Origin of the sequence: Dermacoccus sp. CCH2-D9 (assembly GCF_001556795.1) — a bacterium.
Lineage (GTDB): Bacteria > Actinomycetota > Actinomycetes > Actinomycetales > Dermatophilaceae > Dermacoccus > Dermacoccus nishinomiyaensis.
Genome location: NZ_LSJT01000113.1, coordinates 1 through 15506, shown reverse-complemented (window position 1 = coordinate 15506; position 15506 = coordinate 1). Strand labels below are relative to the sequence as shown.

Here is a 15506-nt window from a genome sequence, read left to right as displayed (position 1 = left end):
ACAGCTCAGGAGGCCTCGTCGGCCGTGGTGTCCGCATCGTGTGCACCGTGGGCATCCGGCTCGAGCTGGTGCGCCGCCCGTGGGTCGGCGGACGCACGCCGGCGCGCGATGAAGATCGCGAGGCCGAGCAGGAAGACGATGCCGCACACCCACACGTTGACGCGCACACCGAGGATGCGGTTCGCGAAGTCGCTGCGCATCAACTCGACGACGATGCGGCCTAGCGGGTACAGCATGACGTACAGCGCGAACGCCTGCCCCTGGCGCAGCCGCCCCGAATCCGACAGGCGCCAGATGACGAGGGCGATGAGCATGCACCAGATCGCCTCGTAGAGGAACGTCGGGTGGAACGTGCCGAGGACGACGGGGGCACCGGTCGAGTCGACGACCGAACGCCCCTTGTTCATGTCCCACTGGTGGATCTCGAGGGCCCACGGCACGTTCGTCGCGCGACCGTACAACTCGTTGTTGAAATAGTTGCCGAACCGGCCGATCGCCTGCGCGAGCGGCAGCGCGGGGGCGACGCAGTCGGCGAGCACCGGGAACGGGACGCCCGCCTTGCGCGCGCCCAACCAGGCGCCGACGGCGCCCAGGACGACGGCGCCCCAGATGCCGAGGCCGCCCTCCCACACCTTGAACGCGTCGAGCGGGTGCCCGCCCTCGCCGAAGTACGGTTGCGGCGTCGTGATGACGTGGTACAGCCGCCCCCCGACGATGCCGAACGGCACGATCCACAGGGCGACGTCGACGGCCGCGTCACGCGAGTAGCCGCGCCCTTCGAGGCGCCGCCCGGTGATCATCGTCGCGATGACGACGCCCGCCAGGATGCAGATCGCATACGCCCGAAGGGGCACCGGGCCCAGCCACAGCACCCCTTCGGTCGGTGAAGGAATCTCCGTCAGCATCAGAACTTGGCCAGCACCTTGTCGATCGTGGTGGGCGTCGAGTTCTCGATGTTCATCATGCCGGCCATGTCGGCGTTGTCGACGTCCTTGCCGTTGATCTTGACGACCGGCGTGGAGTTGACCCCGGCCTTGTTGGTCTCGGACTCGGTCTTCTTGACGTACGCCGAGTACCGGTTGTCGTTGACGCACTTCTCATAGGACGAGCCCTTGACGCCCACCTCCTTCGCGAGCTTGATGAGCGTCTCGTTCGTGTAGCCGACGCCCTCCTTGGGCTGGTTCTCGAACACCTTCGTCGTGAAGTCGGAGAACTTTCCGGCGGTGGCGGTGCAGAACGCGGCGTTCGCGGCTCGGGCAGAGCTGTCGCCGGGCAGGTTCTCATCGAGGAAGGTCTTGACGTGGTACGTCAGCTTGACGTCACCGGCCTTCGCCATGTCCAGGAGCTTGGCTCCCTGGGCCTGCTCGAACTGCTTGCAGTACGGGCACTGGTAGTCGAAGTAGACGTCGACCTTCTTCGCGTCGGCCTTGGCCTTGTCGGCGAACACCGGCATGCCCTGGCCGTTGGCGAGTGCACCCGTCGGGGTGTCACCGGCAGCGACAGGGGTGTCGGTGTCATCGCTCTTGTTGAGCGAGAGGAAGGCGACGGCCGCGATCGCGAGGAGGGCCACGAGGCCGACGATCGCGGCGATCAAGCCCTTGCTGGGGCCCTGCTTGGGCGCCACGGATTGCAGCTTGGTGGAAGCATCAGGTCGCATGGGTGAAGCCTTTCACAGATGGCGGGGGCGTTGAGTCACGAAGATCGTTCAGCCCCACAGCGCCCCGTCGGCGCTGAAGCGGCTGCGCGGGCGCCAGGCGAGCAGCCCGGCGAGGATGAGAAAGACGATGTCGCGGCCGATCTCCTGCGGATACTTCGTCTGGCTCGCGGCAACCGCCCCGCCCTCGGAGAAGCACCCACAGTCGATCGAGATGCCGCGCGCCCACGCCGAGGCGATGCCCGCGATGAAGATGACGAGCAGCAGCGCGGAGATGATCGCCGCGAAGCGGGTGAACAGGCCGACGAGCAGGATGACGCCGAGCGCCACCTCCGCCAGCGGCAGGATCGTGCCGATGACGTTCGCGACGTCGTAGGAGAACAGGTCGTATGCGCGCACCGAGCGGCGCGAGGCGTCGAGGTGCGTGAGCTTCGGCAGGCCTGCATAGAGGAAGACGCCGGCGAGCACGAGGCGCAGCACGAGGGCGATCCACGGCCAGCGGTTCGAGCGCTCGGCGGTGGGCTTGGTCGTGCTCGTGTCCATGCTGGTGCTCAACGTCGTACTCCGTCGCTCAGTTCCTTCGTGGCCTCGGCGAGGGCCGCCAGGCCGCGTTCGGGGTCGGTGTCGAGCAGCGTCTTGACGAGCGCGGAACCGACGATGACACCGTCGGCGTATCGGCCGATCTCGCGCGCCTGTTCCGCCGTCGAGACGCCGAGGCCGACGCAGACGGGCAGGTCGGTGGCGGCCTTCGTCCGCTCGACGAGACCCTTCGCGGCGTCGCCGACGCTCGTGCGCGCACCCGTGACGCCCATGACGGACGCCGCGTAGACGAAGCCCGAGCAGTTCGCCGTCGTCGCCGCGACGCGGGCGGGCGTCGAACTGGGCGCGACGAGGAAGATCTTCGCGAGGCCGAGCTCGTCGGCGACGGCGATCCACTCGTCGGCCTCGTCGGGCACGAGGTCGGGGGTGATGAGGCCGGCTCCCCCGGCGGCCTTCAACTCCTCCGCGAAACGGCGGATGCCGTAGCGCAGCACCGGGTTCCAGTACGTCATGACGACGGCCGCGCCACCGGCGTCGGTGACGGCCCGCACGACGCGGAAGACGTCCGCGGTGTGCACACCGCCCGCGAGAGCCTGCGTCGCGGCGCTCTGGATGACGGGGCCGTCCATGAGCGGATCGGTGTACGGCAGGCCGACCTCGACGATGTCGCAACCGTTCTCGACCATGACCTGCGCGGCGCGGATCGAATCCGCGACGCTCGGGAAGCCTGCGGGAAGGTAGCCGACGAGGGCGGCGCGTCCTTCGTCACGGGTGGCGGCGAAGACGGCGTCCAGCGGGATGGGGGTGCTCACAGCTTCGTCTCCTCGTCCTCGCCGCTGACGACGGTCTCGTCTTCATCGATGAGCCCGAACCAGCGGGCGGCGGTGTGCACGTCCTTGTCGCCGCGCCCGGAGAGGCTGACGAGGATCAGCCCGTCCTCGCCCAGCTCGGCGCCGACCTTCATCGCGCCCGCGAGGGCGTGCGCCGACTCGATGGCCGGCAGGATGCCCTCGGTCTGTGACAGCAGCCGGAACGCCTCCATCGCCTCGACGTCGGTGATCGGGTGGTACTCGGCGCGACCGATGTCCTTGAGGTAGCTGTGCTCCGGACCGACGCTCGGGTAGTCGAGGCCCGCGGACACCGAGTGCGTCTCGATCGTCTGGCCCTCCTCGTCCTGGATGACGTAGGTGTACGCACCGTGCAGGACGCCCGGCGTGCCCTGGCCGCTGAAGCGCGACGCATGCTTGCCGCTCGCGATGCCCTCGCCGCCGCCCTCGAGGCCGACGAGGCGAACGCCGTCGTCACCGATGAAGCGGTGAAAGATACCCATCGCGTTCGAGCCGCCGCCGACGCAGGCGCAGACTGCGTCGGGCAGGCGCCCGGCCTCGGCGAGGATCTGCTCGCGGGCCTCCTCACCGATGAGCTTGTGGAAGTCGCGCACCATCTCGGGGAACGGGTAGGGGCCCGTCACCGTGCCGAGCACGTAGTGCGTCGTGTCGACGTTGGCGACCCAGTCGCGGAACGCCTCGTTGACGGCGTCCTTGAGCGTCTGGCTGCCGTGCTCGACGGGCACGACGCTTGCGCCGAGCAGCTGCATGCGTGCGACGTTGAGGGCCTGACGCTCGGTGTCGACCTTGCCCATGTAGACGACGCACTCGAGGCCCATGAGCGCCGCGGCCGTCGCGGTGGCAACGCCGTGCTGGCCGGCACCCGTCTCCGCGATGACGCGCGTCTTGCCCATGCGCTTGGCCAGCAGCGCCTGGCCGAGGACGTTGTTGATCTTGTGCGAGCCGGTGTGGTTGAGATCCTCGCGCTTGAGGAAGACGCGCGCGCCGCCGCAGTGCTCGGCGAAGCGCTTGACCTCCGTGATCGGGCTCGGACGGCCCGTGTATGTGCGGTGCAGTTCGGCGAGTTCGTGGCGAAACTCATCGTCCACCATCGCCTTCTGGCGTTGCTCGTCGAGCTCTTCGAGCGCGGCGACGAGGGCCTCGGGGACGTAGCGTCCGCCGTAGTCGCCGAAGCGCCCGAGGCCGTGCGGCGCGAGACCGTCGTGGCGCGGTTCGCCGAGCGGGGTGGGGTCGGTCATGCGGGCGTCCCTTCGACGGCTGACGCGTTCGTGGCGTCCGCGCACGCGGTGATGATGTCGGCAAGCCCCTGCTGGGGGTCACCGTTCTTGACGAGTGCCTCGCCGATGAGCAGCGCCTGTGCGCCCTCGCGGGCGTAGCGGGCGGCATCGGCGGGCCCGGAGATGCCCGACTCGGCGACCTTGACGACATGCGCCGACAGCGTCGCGGCGATCGGGCCGAACACCTCGGGGTGGACGTCGAGCGTCTTGAGGTTACGGGCGTTGACGCCGAGCAGCTGCGCGTCGACGGCAAGTGCCCGTTCCGCTTCGGCGGCGTCGTGGACCTCGACGAGCGCCGTCATCCCGAGTTCGCGCGTGAGAGCCGCGAAGTCGCGCAGCTGTGCGTCGTCGAGGGCGGCGACGATGAGGAGGACGAGGTCGGCGCCATGGGCGCGGGCCTCGAAGAACTGGTACGGCTCGACCATGAAGTCCTTGCGCAGCACCGGGATGTCGACGGCGGCGCGCACGGCGTCGAGATCGGAGAGCGACCCGCCGAACCGGCGCTGCTCGGTGAGCACCGAGATCGCGGTCGCTCCCCCGTCGGCGTACTGCGCGGCGAGCGCGGCCGGATCGGGGATCTGCGCGAGCGCGCCCTTGCTCGGGCTGGATCGCTTCACCTCGGAGATGACGGCGATGCGCCGCGCCTCGCGGGCGGCGTGGAACGCGGCGAGCGCGTCGCGTGCGGGCGGTGCGGCGTCGGCGTCACGCGTGACGTCGGCGAGGCTGCGAGCGCGCACGCGCTCGGCGAGGTCGTCTCGCACCCCGGCGATGATCGAGTCGAGAACAGTGGTCACGGTCGAATCCAATCAGCGTGACAGGGCACGGCGCCGCCGGTTCCAGCGTGTGGTCACGGCGCGCGCCGGGCCCGTCAGGCCGCGGCGCGGATCAGGCGGGCTTGCGCTCGGAGTCCATCGAGCCGTGCGCGGCAGCGCTGCGGCGGTTCGCCTTGCCCATGAGCCACCCGACGACGCCGCCGACGACGACGAGGACCGCGCCGATGATGTCGAGCAGTTCGTTGCCGAAGTACACGCCGAACGCGATGAGGAGCGAACCGACCATGCAGATGCCGACGCCCGTCCAGGCGGCGGGGCTGTGGCCGTGGTCGAGGTACGGGCTGTCTCCGGACATCGTCATTTCTCCTTGGAGCCGTGCTGCGCAGCCGACGTCTCCGTCACGCGCGTTGATGAACTGTTCTGGGTCATTGTGTCAGGCCCGTCCGGCTCGTGCGAGCCGGGGGCGGTCTCGGTGTCCGTCGGGTCGATGCCGCGGTTCATGAGATCCCAGTCGCTCTCGTGCGTGGTGGGCGCCTTGGTCTCCGTCGGCGCGTCGTAGCGGCTCGACAGCCCCGCCCAGCGGCGCACGCCGAGCAGCGCCAGCAGGGACGCGGCGACGCTGAGCAGGCCGGCGAACACCGCGGCCCAGAACCATGGCGTGAACGTGCCGCGCGCGACAGCCTCACCGTTGTGGCCGGTGACAGACGTCATCCGCGTCTTGACCGCCGAGGCCGGGTCGCCCAGCGTCAGCAGCGTAACGACGAGCAGCGCGACCGAGGCGATGAGCGAGACGAGCGCGGCGGGCCAACGCGCGATGCGGCCGGCCGTCGCGGCGGCAAGGACGCCGGCCACGGCGACGAGGGCGATGCCGAAGTAGCCGGGCACCGCCTGGTTGCCCGTGACGTCGACCTTGCTGCTCGCGATGACGCCATCGTTGAGGGAGCCGTTGATCCACGTGCGCCCCGAGACGATCGCGGCGAGGACGGCCGCGATGAGGCTGAGCAGGATGACGCTGCGTTTCGTCGTGAAGGTGCTCATGCGATTCCCGTCATGCCGTCGGCGGTCGCGACGGCGCGCAACGCCGCGGCGGCCTTGTTGATCGTCTCCTGGTATTCGCTCTCCGGCACCGAGTCGGCGACGACGCCGGCGCCCGCCTGGACGTGCGCGACACCGTCCTTGAGCACGGCGGTGCGGATGGCGATGGCGGCGTCGGCGTCGCCCGCGAGGTCGAAGTAGCCGATGACGCCGCCGTAGATGCCCCGACGGGTGCCCTCGCGCGATTCGATGATCTGCATCGCGCGTGGTTTCGGCGCGCCCGAGAGGGTGCCCGCGGGAAACGCCGCCTCGAGCACGTCGTAGGCGGTGACGTCGTCACGGCGTGCGCCGATGACGGTCGACTCGAGGTGGATGACGTGGCTGTAGTTGCGGATGTTCATGAACTCGACCGTCTCGACGGTGCCCGCGCGACAGACGCGCTGCAGGTCGTTGCGCGACAGGTCGACGAGCATGAGGTGCTCGCTGCGTTCCTTGGGGTCGGCCAGCAGGTCGTCGGCGAGCTCCTGATCGTGTTCCGGGGTCTTGCCGCGCGGGCGCGAACCCGCGATCGGGTGTGTGATGACGCGTTCGCCTGTCACCTTGACGAGCGCCTCCGGCGAGCTGCCGACGACGTCGTACGCGTCGCCGTCAGGGTGCGGCAGGCGGAGCAGATACATATAGGGGCTGGGGTTGCTCGCGCGCAGGGCGCGGTAGACATCGAGCGCGTCGGCGTGCGTGTCGACGCTGAATCGCTGGCTGACGACGATCTGGAACGCCTCGCCCGCGCGGATGTCCTCCTTGCACGCCTCCACCATGTCGTGGAACTGCTCGCGCGTGTGGCTGCTGCGCACGTCCTGGGCGCCCTCGTGCGGGATCGCCACCGTCGAAGCTGCCGGTTCGGCGAGGCGGGTCTGCATCGCGTCGAGGCGGGCGACGGCGTCGTCGTACGCGGCGCGCGCGCCGGATTCGAGGCCGTCGAAGTTGACGGCATTGGCGACGAGCAGGAGCGAGCCGTCCTGATGGTCCATGACGGCGAGATCCGTGGCGAGCAACATCGTGACTTCGGGGATCGCGAGGACGTCGTCGGCGTGGTTGCCGATCTTCTCCCAGCGACGCACCGCGTCGTAGCCGATCGCGCCGACGAAACCGCTCGTCAGCGGCGGCAGGCCGGCGATGCGTTCGGTGTGAAGTGCCTGCAGGGACGCGCGTAGGGCATCGACCGCCAGGCCTGTCGTCGGCAGCCCCGTCGGCACGTCGCCGAGCCAGACGACGTCGCCGTCACGCTCGGTGAGCGTCGCGCGGCTCGCGGCGCCGATGAACGAGTAGCGCGACCACACGCCGCCGTGCTCCGCCGATTCCAGCAGGAACGTGCCCGGCTCGTCGCGCGCCAGCTTGCGGTAGATGCCGATGGGTGTCTCCGCGTCGGCGAGCAGCTTGCGCACGACGGGGATGACGCGACGCCCACCCGCGAGGTGCTCGAACAACTCGACGCTCGGCCACGTCGCGCCCCAGGTGAGGTCGGCGGCGAGGCTCGTCTCCGGCTCGGCTGCGGCAGTCATGCGTTGCTCCTGGGGGTGGGCATGGTGGCGGGTACGTCTGCGGCGACGGTTGGGGTTGACGTTGTCGTGGCTGCGTCCGCAGCGTCGGTTCCGGTGGGCGCCGTGGTAGCTGCGTCAGCGTCGGTTCCGGTGGACGCGATCGCGCCATCACTGCAGACGGCGGCGTCGAGGTCGGTGAAGAAGCAGCTGCGTTCGCCGGTGTGGCATGCGGCGCCGACCTGGTCGACGCGGACGAGCAACGCGTCGCCGTCGCAGTCGAGAGCGACGCTGCGCACGTACTGCGCGTGACCCGACGTGTCGCCCTTGCGCCAGTACTCGCCGCGGCTGCGCGACCAGAACGTCACGCGCCCCTCGCTCAGCGTGCGGCGCAGCGCCTCGTCGTCCATCCAGCCGAGCATGAGCACGTCACCGTTCGTGTCGTCCTGGATGATCGCGGCGACGAGACCCGCGTCGTCGCGCTTGAGGCGCTGCGCGACGTCAGGGCTGAGCGGCGATGAAGGCTCGGGCGAAGACATGGGGGCCATTGTGCCAAGTGGCCCTGACAACCCGTCGCGGTGTCTCGCGCTGGCACCTCGCGGATCACTGCGGGCCCCAACGCCGCCTGACCTCACGCTCCCGCGCATCGCGGATCGCGACGGGGACGCAGCTGCGCCTGACCCCGCACCCGCGCACGGCGGATGACGGCGGGGATCCAGCGCGGCCTTATCCCACGCTGACGTCGCATGAACGGGTGGAGTTCTCCCTCAGCGTGATCTCACCCAGGCATCCGAGCGAGGGTTCGGACGCGGTGTCGCCGACACGACTGGCGAGGTGGAGGCGGGCGTCACCGAGTCGTCAGGCCGCGCGAACAGGTGTGGCGCCGGCGTGCGTGGTGCCGCCGTGTCGATGATGCTGCGCCCGGGAAAGTGAACGCGCCCGGGACATGAAATGGGCCGCGGGTTGTGGCCGGGGAATGACTGCGCCGTCAGACCAGGTTCGAGCAGTAGGTAGCGGGCACAGACCTCGCCAGACCAGGATTGAGCGGCGGCGCACCGAGAGCGCGGAGCACGTGAGATCAGGGTTCGGCAGGCAGCCGGGGCCGCAGGGCCGCGAGGGCCGTCAGGCGGCGCGAACGGCGTCGGCGTGTGTGATGCCGCCGGGTTCGGTGACCCAGCGGGCACCGGAGGGCGACAGCCACGTGCAGACGCCGTCGGGCGTCATCCTCACGCGGAAGCCCCCGTGGGTCTTGGCGCGGTGATGGTGACGACACAGCGCCTGCAGGTTGGTCGCGCTCGTCGGCCCGCCCTGGTCGAACGGCATGACGTGGTCGAGGTCGCACCGCGAGGCGGCCGTTTCGCAGAACGGGAAGCGGCACACGCCGTCGCGCTCCCGCACGAGCTTGGCGATGCCGACACTTGGGCGGTGAGCAGCCGTCGTGGTGGCCAGCGTCGTGATGCGACCACACCCGTGGTGCGACGCGAGCGTCGCCGTGAATCCCACACCAGCCGTAGCGGCGAGGCGGGCGACGACGCCAGCAGAAAGAACACCGACGCCGCGCACGCCACAGGCACCCAGGACCATCGACGACGTTGCGGGCGACGCCGGGGAATGACCCGGCGGCACTCCAATGGCGGGCCGAGGGACCCTCGCGTCAAGCAGGTCGGACACGTCCTCCGCGTCCGGGACGCCCGTGGATCTCGGCGGGTCGAGGAGCCCCGCGACGGCGGATCTCGACGGGTCGGGAGGTCGCGCGATGATCGGCACCTGCAGGTTCAGCGTGGCCGTCACGGTGCAGTTCTCGAGGATGAGGTCGGTGAGCGCGTCAGCCCGCGCTGCGCCGACGAAAAGCCGAGCGCCGGGGGCAGAGTTCTCCTGCAGGCGCCGCGCACGTTCCTCCATCACGGCCTGGATGGCCGTGGCGTCGTAGGTGTCGAGAACGGCTGTCATCGTGCACAGCGACTCGAACTCGAGGTGCGGCTCGAACCACACCCCGCGCGTCGACTCCACCTCGACCTCGTCGGCAGGGCGAGTGAGACCGAGCCGACGCAGGGTCTTGCGGCACGCCTGCCGCGCCGCCTGGTGAGCGCGTCGATGATCTCCGCTGTCGATGAGCATCTGTGCCACGGAGCGCGCAGCGTCCGCCTCGAGGTGCGCGAGCTCCCCCGCCAGCATCGCCGCCACCCGCACGGAGCCGTCTCCGCGTGCCGAGGCCGCCAGCAGGCCGGGATGGCGCGCACGCAGCGTCGAAGCCCCCGCCGCCATCGCCCGGGCGGCGGGCGCCGTCAGCCCGAGTGCGCCGCCGAGCGCTGAGGCCGCGAACTCGCCGGCCTCGACGTCGTAGGCCCGAGAATCGTCGGACGCGCCCTCACCCATCGCCTCGCCGCTGAGGACGTCGTGGCGACGCACACTGTCATGGTGTTCGGAGGCCAGCATGTGCGTGACCGCTTCGGCGCTGCGTGCAACACGTTGTGTGAGCGCCGCAGCGCGTTCAAGGTGGCGACGGTGACTCATCAGGGCGTCCAACCGACCGTCCAGGCTCGCGCCTCCATCGGTGAGCGGAACGAGCGATGCCGGATCGGTGAGAACCTCCTCTGCGACCCGCGTCGTCAGCTCGCCCCAAACGGCCAGGACAGCCTCACCGGGCAGCTCAGAGAGACGCGCGACGATGTTCGCCGCGTCCGTCATCTCTAGCGTTTCCATGACCCAATTATCGCACACATGTTCGAATAGGGGTAGGCTCCGTCACATGAAAGATCCATTGAGCCGGCTCTCACTGACCACGCCCGCGCGGGCGCCGGCGGCGCTTCCAACGCTGATCCTCAAACGCGACTGCCCAACCCGATCGTCACGCACCCATGATCGGCAGCAGCTCGTCGTACACCCAGCGCGCGAGCTGCGTCGGCGTCGTGGTGGCGGGGGTCCGCCCCTGCTCGGGACGGAAATCATCGCGGATTCCGGTGCTCATCCCCAGTAACGCCTGCGCGAGACCACGGGCGAGCCCGGCCCCAGGTAGCGGGACATCACGCCGCATCGCTGATCTGGCGCGCCGCCACCGCATTTCCCACGTGGTCGAAGAGAATGCGCGTGACGTCGCGCCACGAGAGATCCCGCGACCCGTGAACCGCTCGGACATGACGCGCCTGCCACCCCTCGTCAAGGAGGCAGAGTGCCGCCATCTCGGCGACGTCACGCGGCGCCACCCAGCTGAATGCGTGATCAACCCGGAGCACCGTGTCGATTTCGCCCTGGCGGATCGCCGCCAGGTGCCGGGTGAGGTTGGAGAAGAAATAACCGCACCGCAGGTGCGTGACGTCGACGTCGAGCGCGTCGAGCGACAACTCCGTCGCGGCAAGGCCGTCGATCCCTCCCACACAGTGGCGCTTCTCTGCCCCCACGCTGCTGTGGAACACGACGCGCCTGATGCCGTTCGCGCGGACGGCACCCACGATTGCCTCGCTCGCCCGAGCATGCTCAGCGAGCGGATCAGCGGTCATCGGGCTCGGATTCACCCAGTACACGGCATCAATCCCGCGAGTCGCGGCGACGACCTCGTCGCGGTCCAGCGAATCCGCCTCGACGATGTCGACGAGGGGGCGCAGTTCCCGCGCGATCTGCGCGGGATGCCGTGCCAAGAGCACGGGCCGTACCCCGACTCGGACGAGCATACGAATCAGGTGGCGACCCACGTTTCCATTGGGTGTCGTGATGGCGATGCGCATCGATCACCCTTTCCTGAGCGGCGGTGTGCCCGCGCCCTCGTGGAATGACGCTAGGACCAGATGCAGACGGTTCCGGTCCTCATCTCGCACGACAATGAACGCATGTCCCACAAGCCCGTCACGAGTCCTTCGTCGCGTACCCTCGAATCGTTGGGTCTGCTCCAGACGGGCCGATGGTGCTCCGTGGCTGATCTCGCCATGCGTCTTGACACGGGGCCGCGATCCGTCCGACGCGGTGTCGCTAGCTTGCGCAGCCTCGGTTACAGCGTGCGGTCACGCCCGGTCCCGGCGGCGGCTACCGCCTGGACTCGGGCGTCACGATCCCGCCCCTCGTACTCGACGCCGACGAGGTGTCCACCCTCGTCACGGCCCTGCTCGTGCTCGAGGGGGCAGGTCTCGAAGGAGACACCGCCGGGGCGACGGACGCCACAGTCGTGCGCGCCAAGCTCGAACGCCTGCTGCCGGGGTCGCTGCGTCGACGAGCCGTCGCGACCGCGACGGCGACCAACGTGCTGACGAGTGGGCTCGAGCCTGTCGACGCGCGCCTGCACGGTCTGCTCGTTGACACAGCCGCCCAACGTGGCATCGTGCACTTCGCCATTCCGACGGCGACGGCCGTGTCTGCGATCGACAGGTGCATCCGCTCATCTGCTTCATCCGCGAGGGCCGCTGGTACCTCCTCCGCCATGACCTGCACCGTCGCGACTGGCGCGTTTTCCGCCTCGACCGGATCACCTCCGCCGCGGCAGACCCCGCCGTCACCGGCCGGTCACCGCCAACCTTCCCCGACGAATCACTCGAGAGGTGGCTCACATCGGACTTCGACCGAGGCCCCCTGCCGGCCAACCATCTTCCGGGAGGCAACTCGGCGACGAGCCGAGGCGATGACGAATCAGCGAGCGCCGAGCAGGATGGCGGGTAACTCACGCGATGGCGAGTAGCAACCTGCCTCCGTGTGAGTTACCCGCCATCGGGCGCCCGGCGCTCGGGCCACTCGGCACAGATCGCCATGGCCCAGACGTCAATGCGCGTGCGACGCCACCCAGCCGGCGTGCAGGCGCGCATAGGGCCCGTCGGCGGCGACAAGCGCCGTGTGCGCGCCTCGCTGCACGAGGCGCCCTGTGTCCATGACCCACACCTCGTCGGCACTCTCGGCGCTCGCGAGGCGGTGCGCGATGACGACGCTCGTGCGGCCGGTCATCAACTGATCGAGCGCTCGACCCACGGCGACGTCCGTCGTGGGATCGACGCTGGAGGTCGCCTCGTCGAGCACGAGCACGTCGGGGCCCGCGACGTACGTGCGCGCGAGCGCCACGAGCTGCCGCTCCCCCGCACTCAACCGCCCGCCGCGAGCGCCGACCTGCGTCAGCACTCCGGCGGGCTGCCCCGCCAACCACGCGCCGCAGCCGATGGCGTCGAACGCGGCGGCGACGTCGTCATTCGACAGGTCGGGGCGCGCGAAGCGCACGTTGTCGGCGATCGTGCCGTCGAACAAGAACCCTTCCTGCGGCAGGTACGCGACGGACGCGCGTAGCGACGCGTCGTCGAGGTCGCGCAGATCGACGCCTCCGAGACGCACGACACCGTCGGACGGATCGACGAGTCGTGTCAGCAACTTCGCGAGCGTGCTCTTGCCCGAACCGGTCTCACCGACGACGGCGACACGACGACCTGCGGCCACCGACGCCGTCAGCCCGACGATCGCGGGCTTGTCGCCCGCGCGATACGCGAACGTCACGTCATCGAACTCGACCCCGACGGGCCCTCGCGGCAACGTCACCGGCTCGGTGGGCGGCTCGACCTCGAGTGGCGTGTCGAGCACCTCGATGATGCGACGCCACCCGGCAAGCGCGTTCTGCAGGTCGTTGAGCACCTCCGTCGCCGTCTGCACCGGCTGCGTGAACAGGTTCGTCAGGAACACGAACGCCGTGATCTCACCGACGCTCATCCGCCCGTGCGCCCCCTGCCACGCGCCGACGGCGAGCACGAGGACGAGCGCGAGCCCCGAGATGCCCTGCCCCGACACGAACGCACCGACCGCGCGGATCTGCGCGCTGATGGCCGCCCGACGCTGACGTTCGATCGTCTCGTCCATGCGCGCCTGCGTGCGCTCCTGCACCCCGAACAACCGCACCGTCGCGGCACCCGCGACCGACTCCGAGATCGCACTGAGCATGTCCGCGACGCGCTCACGCACGACGCCGTACGCGCGCCCGACGACGCGCTGGAAGTGCCGCAGCAGGAACACGAGCGGCACGAACGTCGCCCACACGACGGCCGTCAGCAGCGGCGAGTACCACAGCATCAGGGCCGTCGCGACGAGCAACTGCCCGATCGAGACGATGAGCATCATGCCGCCGCGCTGCACGAACATCGAGATCTGGTCGACGTCACTCGTCACGCGCGAGACCATCGAACCGCGCCGCGACGCATTGAGCGTCAACGTCGACAGCGCGTGCACGTGCGCGAACGCCTTGACGCGCAACGTCGCGAGACCCGCCTCCGACGCCTTGAACAGCCGCACGTTCATCACGTACGAGCACAGCCCGGCGACGACGACGCCGACCACCGCGAGCGCACACGTCCAGCGCACGACACCGAGGTCGATGCCGCCCGGCGCGAGGATGCCGTCATCGATCGCGCGCTGGATCGTCATGGGGACGATGACGTTGCTCGTCGTCGCGACGAGAGCGAGCAGCAGCGTCCACCCGAGCCCACGCGTCATCTCGGGTGCGAGCTGCAGGCCGCGCCGCAGGGTGCCGCGATCACTGACGACGGGAGTCGCGCCGGCCGCCTGTGCCGTGGCGGCTGTCTCCGTGGCGGTTGTCGAGCGCCGCTTCATCGCGCCTCGCCTTCCTCGCGGACGGCATCGACGACCGACGCTTCGGGTGCCGCGGTCATGGCTCCCAACGCGCCGCGTTCGCCCGCTTCACCCGATTCGTGGAACACCCCCGTCTGCCCTGCGATCTCCTGCCCCGCGGGCGCCTCGTCCGACCCCGCATGAGGCGGAGCCGATGTCGCCCCGTCCGATGCGCTGCGGTCTGAGTCGCCTTGGCCCTCGCCCTCAGACTCGTCCCCGGACGCTGAAGAGTCCTGCGTCTCGTACGCCGTGAGCAACAGCGCATAAGCCGGCTGCGTCGCCATGAGTTCTTCGTGCGTGCCTTGAGCGACGACGCGCCCGGCGTCGAGGAACGCGACCTCGTCGGCGAGCAGGATGCTCGAGCGGCGGTGCGCGATGATGACGCTTGTGCAGCCGTCCGTCGCCTCCTCGAGGGACGTGAGGATCTGCCCTTCGACCGCGGGGTCGATGGCACTCGTCGCATCGTCGAGCACGACGAGCCCGGGGCGTCCCGCGAGCACGCGCGCGAGCGCCACGCGCTGACGCTGACCGCCAGAGAGCCGCGATCCGCGCTCGCCGAGCGAAGTGTCCTCCCCCTCCGGCAGCGCCGCAACGAACCCCTTGGCGTGCGCGACACCGAGCGCCGCATCAATAGCCCCCGCATCCACACCGGCGCGCCCCAGCGCGACGTTCTCACGCGTCGACTCGTTGAACACGAACGCCTCCTGTGTCGCGAGGGCCACCCGCTCCTCGCGTGCCACGGCATGCGCGGCGGGCACGCCGTCATAGAGCACGCTGCCCGAATCGGGCGTCGTCAGCCCCGCGATGACCTGCGCGAGCGTCGTCTTGCCGGCACCCGTCGCCCCGACGACGGCAAGGGATCCGCCCGCGGGCACGCGCAGCGTCACGTCGGTCAACGCTGCGCGCCGCTCCTGAAGGCCCTCGGCCACGTCGGAACCGTCCTCCGACTCGCTCCCAGCATCAGCCCCCACCGCCGGCCGCGCGTCGTGACGGAACGTCACGTGCTCGACCTCGACGCCGATCGGCCCACCGGGTAGCTCCAGCGTGCGCGCGGGCACCACGGTCGAGCCCGCCTCGTCGAGGATTGGCTTGACGCGCTTCCACCCGATCGCGACCTGCGGCAGGCTGAACAGGATCCAGCCGAACGCACGCACCGGCCATGCGAGCAGGTTGAACAGGTACGCCACCTCGACGACGTCGGTCGCCGTGATCGCGCCTGACGCGACCCGCTCGGCGCCGACGAGGACCACGAGCAGCGAACC

The 15506-nt window shown here is 69.9% G+C and carries 14 protein-coding genes and 1 pseudogene; 1 reads left to right on the top strand and 14 read right to left on the bottom strand.

Going from position 1 to position 15506, the window contains the following annotated elements; genetic code table 11:
* Nucleotides 1-5: 5 nt before the first annotated feature.
* From lgt to AX669_RS09885, 12 genes and pseudogenes are all read right to left on the bottom strand, one after another.
* Nucleotides 6-905 (bottom strand): prolipoprotein diacylglyceryl transferase, encoded by a 900-nt coding sequence (lgt, locus tag AX669_RS09940; RefSeq protein WP_006943814.1) that lies wholly within the window; start codon nt 903-905, stop codon nt 6-8.
* A complete protein-coding gene (locus tag AX669_RS09935) occupies nt 905-1624 on the bottom strand; it encodes a thioredoxin domain-containing protein (protein ID WP_062258176.1) in 720 nt (239 codons plus the stop codon). Before AX669_RS09935 ends, lgt begins: the two co-directional genes overlap by 1 nt.
* Nucleotides 1625-1705: 81 nt before the next feature.
* The gene (locus tag AX669_RS09930) at nt 1706-2209 is read right to left on the bottom strand and encodes a MauE/DoxX family redox-associated membrane protein (protein WP_231729550.1); all 504 of its coding nucleotides are present in this window, start codon (nt 2207-2209) and stop codon (nt 1706-1708) included.
* The gene (trpA, locus tag AX669_RS09925; protein WP_006943817.1) at nt 2206-3006 is read right to left on the bottom strand and encodes a tryptophan synthase subunit alpha; all 801 of its coding nucleotides are present in this window, start codon (nt 3004-3006) and stop codon (nt 2206-2208) included. The genes AX669_RS09930 and trpA overlap by 4 nt, the downstream gene beginning before the upstream one ends.
* The gene (gene trpB, locus AX669_RS09920; protein ID WP_062258175.1) at nt 3003-4280 is read right to left on the bottom strand and encodes a tryptophan synthase subunit beta; all 1278 of its coding nucleotides are present in this window, start codon (nt 4278-4280) and stop codon (nt 3003-3005) included. Before trpB ends, trpA begins: the two co-directional genes overlap by 4 nt.
* Nucleotides 4277-5113, bottom strand: a complete 837-nt coding sequence (gene trpC, locus AX669_RS09915; protein ID WP_062258172.1) for an indole-3-glycerol phosphate synthase TrpC — start codon at nt 5111-5113, stop codon at nt 4277-4279. The genes trpB and trpC overlap by 4 nt, the downstream gene beginning before the upstream one ends.
* Before the next feature lie 91 nt (nt 5114-5204).
* A complete protein-coding gene (locus AX669_RS09910) occupies nt 5205-5447 on the bottom strand; it encodes an HGxxPAAW family protein (RefSeq protein ID WP_074039567.1) in 243 nt (80 codons plus the stop codon).
* Between the two features lie 2 nt (nt 5448-5449).
* The gene (locus tag AX669_RS09905; RefSeq protein WP_062258168.1) at nt 5450-6130 is read right to left on the bottom strand and encodes a Trp biosynthesis-associated membrane protein; all 681 of its coding nucleotides are present in this window, start codon (nt 6128-6130) and stop codon (nt 5450-5452) included.
* Complete coding sequence (locus tag AX669_RS09900) at nt 6127-7686, bottom strand: anthranilate synthase component I (protein WP_062258166.1); 1560 nt, start codon at nt 7684-7686, stop codon at nt 6127-6129. Before AX669_RS09900 ends, AX669_RS09905 begins: the two co-directional genes overlap by 4 nt.
* 161 nt (nt 7687-7847) lie before the next feature.
* A pseudogene (hisI, locus tag AX669_RS09895) lies at nt 7848-8210 on the bottom strand (phosphoribosyl-AMP cyclohydrolase); the annotation flags it as partial.
* Nucleotides 8211-8784: 574 nt separating this feature from the next.
* Nucleotides 8785-10365 (bottom strand): HNH endonuclease signature motif containing protein, encoded by a 1581-nt coding sequence (locus AX669_RS09890; protein WP_082740820.1) that lies wholly within the window; start codon nt 10363-10365, stop codon nt 8785-8787.
* Nucleotides 10366-10685: 320 nt separating this feature from the next.
* A complete protein-coding gene (locus AX669_RS09885) occupies nt 10686-11384 on the bottom strand; it encodes an SDR family oxidoreductase (RefSeq protein ID WP_006943784.1) in 699 nt (232 codons plus the stop codon).
* A gap of 634 nt (nt 11385-12018) precedes the next feature.
* On the opposite strand from AX669_RS09885, the gene AX669_RS13960 reads away from it, so the two are divergent.
* Nucleotides 12019-12306: a WYL domain-containing protein gene (locus AX669_RS13960; protein ID WP_050786432.1), complete on the top strand. Its 288-nt coding sequence runs from the start codon at nt 12019-12021 to the stop codon at nt 12304-12306.
* A 99-nt stretch (nt 12307-12405) separates the two neighbouring features.
* Here AX669_RS13960 and AX669_RS09870 read toward each other — a convergent pair whose 3' ends face one another.
* A complete protein-coding gene (locus AX669_RS09870) occupies nt 12406-14226 on the bottom strand; it encodes an ABC transporter ATP-binding protein (RefSeq protein WP_062258162.1) in 1821 nt (606 codons plus the stop codon).
* Nucleotides 14223-15506, bottom strand: a 1284-nt coding sequence (locus AX669_RS09865) for an ABC transporter ATP-binding protein (protein ID WP_156444982.1), incomplete at its 5' end; no start/stop codon positions are given. The genes AX669_RS09865 and AX669_RS09870, both read right to left, overlap by 4 nt.

Excerpts from the sequence above, each read along its gene's own strand:
- lgt (WP_006943814.1), bottom strand. The coding sequence starts at position 905 with ATGCTGACGGAGATTCCTTCACCGACCGAAGGGGTGCTGTGGCTGGGC.
- trpB (WP_062258175.1), bottom strand. The coding sequence starts at position 4,280 with ATGACCGACCCCACCCCGCTCGGCGAACCGCGCCACGACGGTCTCGCG.
- AX669_RS09910 (WP_074039567.1), bottom strand. The coding sequence starts at position 5,447 with ATGTCCGGAGACAGCCCGTACCTCGACCACGGCCACAGCCCCGCCGCC.
- AX669_RS09905 (WP_062258168.1), bottom strand. The coding sequence starts at position 6,130 with ATGAGCACCTTCACGACGAAACGCAGCGTCATCCTGCTCAGCCTCATC.
- AX669_RS09900 (WP_062258166.1), bottom strand. The coding sequence starts at position 7,686 with ATGACTGCCGCAGCCGAGCCGGAGACGAGCCTCGCCGCCGACCTCACC.
- AX669_RS09890 (WP_082740820.1), bottom strand. The coding sequence starts at position 10,365 with ATGGAAACGCTAGAGATGACGGACGCGGCGAACATCGTCGCGCGTCTC.
- AX669_RS09885 (WP_006943784.1), bottom strand. The coding sequence starts at position 11,384 with ATGCGCATCGCCATCACGACACCCAATGGAAACGTGGGTCGCCACCTG.
- AX669_RS09870 (WP_062258162.1), bottom strand. The coding sequence starts at position 14,226 with ATGAAGCGGCGCTCGACAACCGCCACGGAGACAGCCGCCACGGCACAG.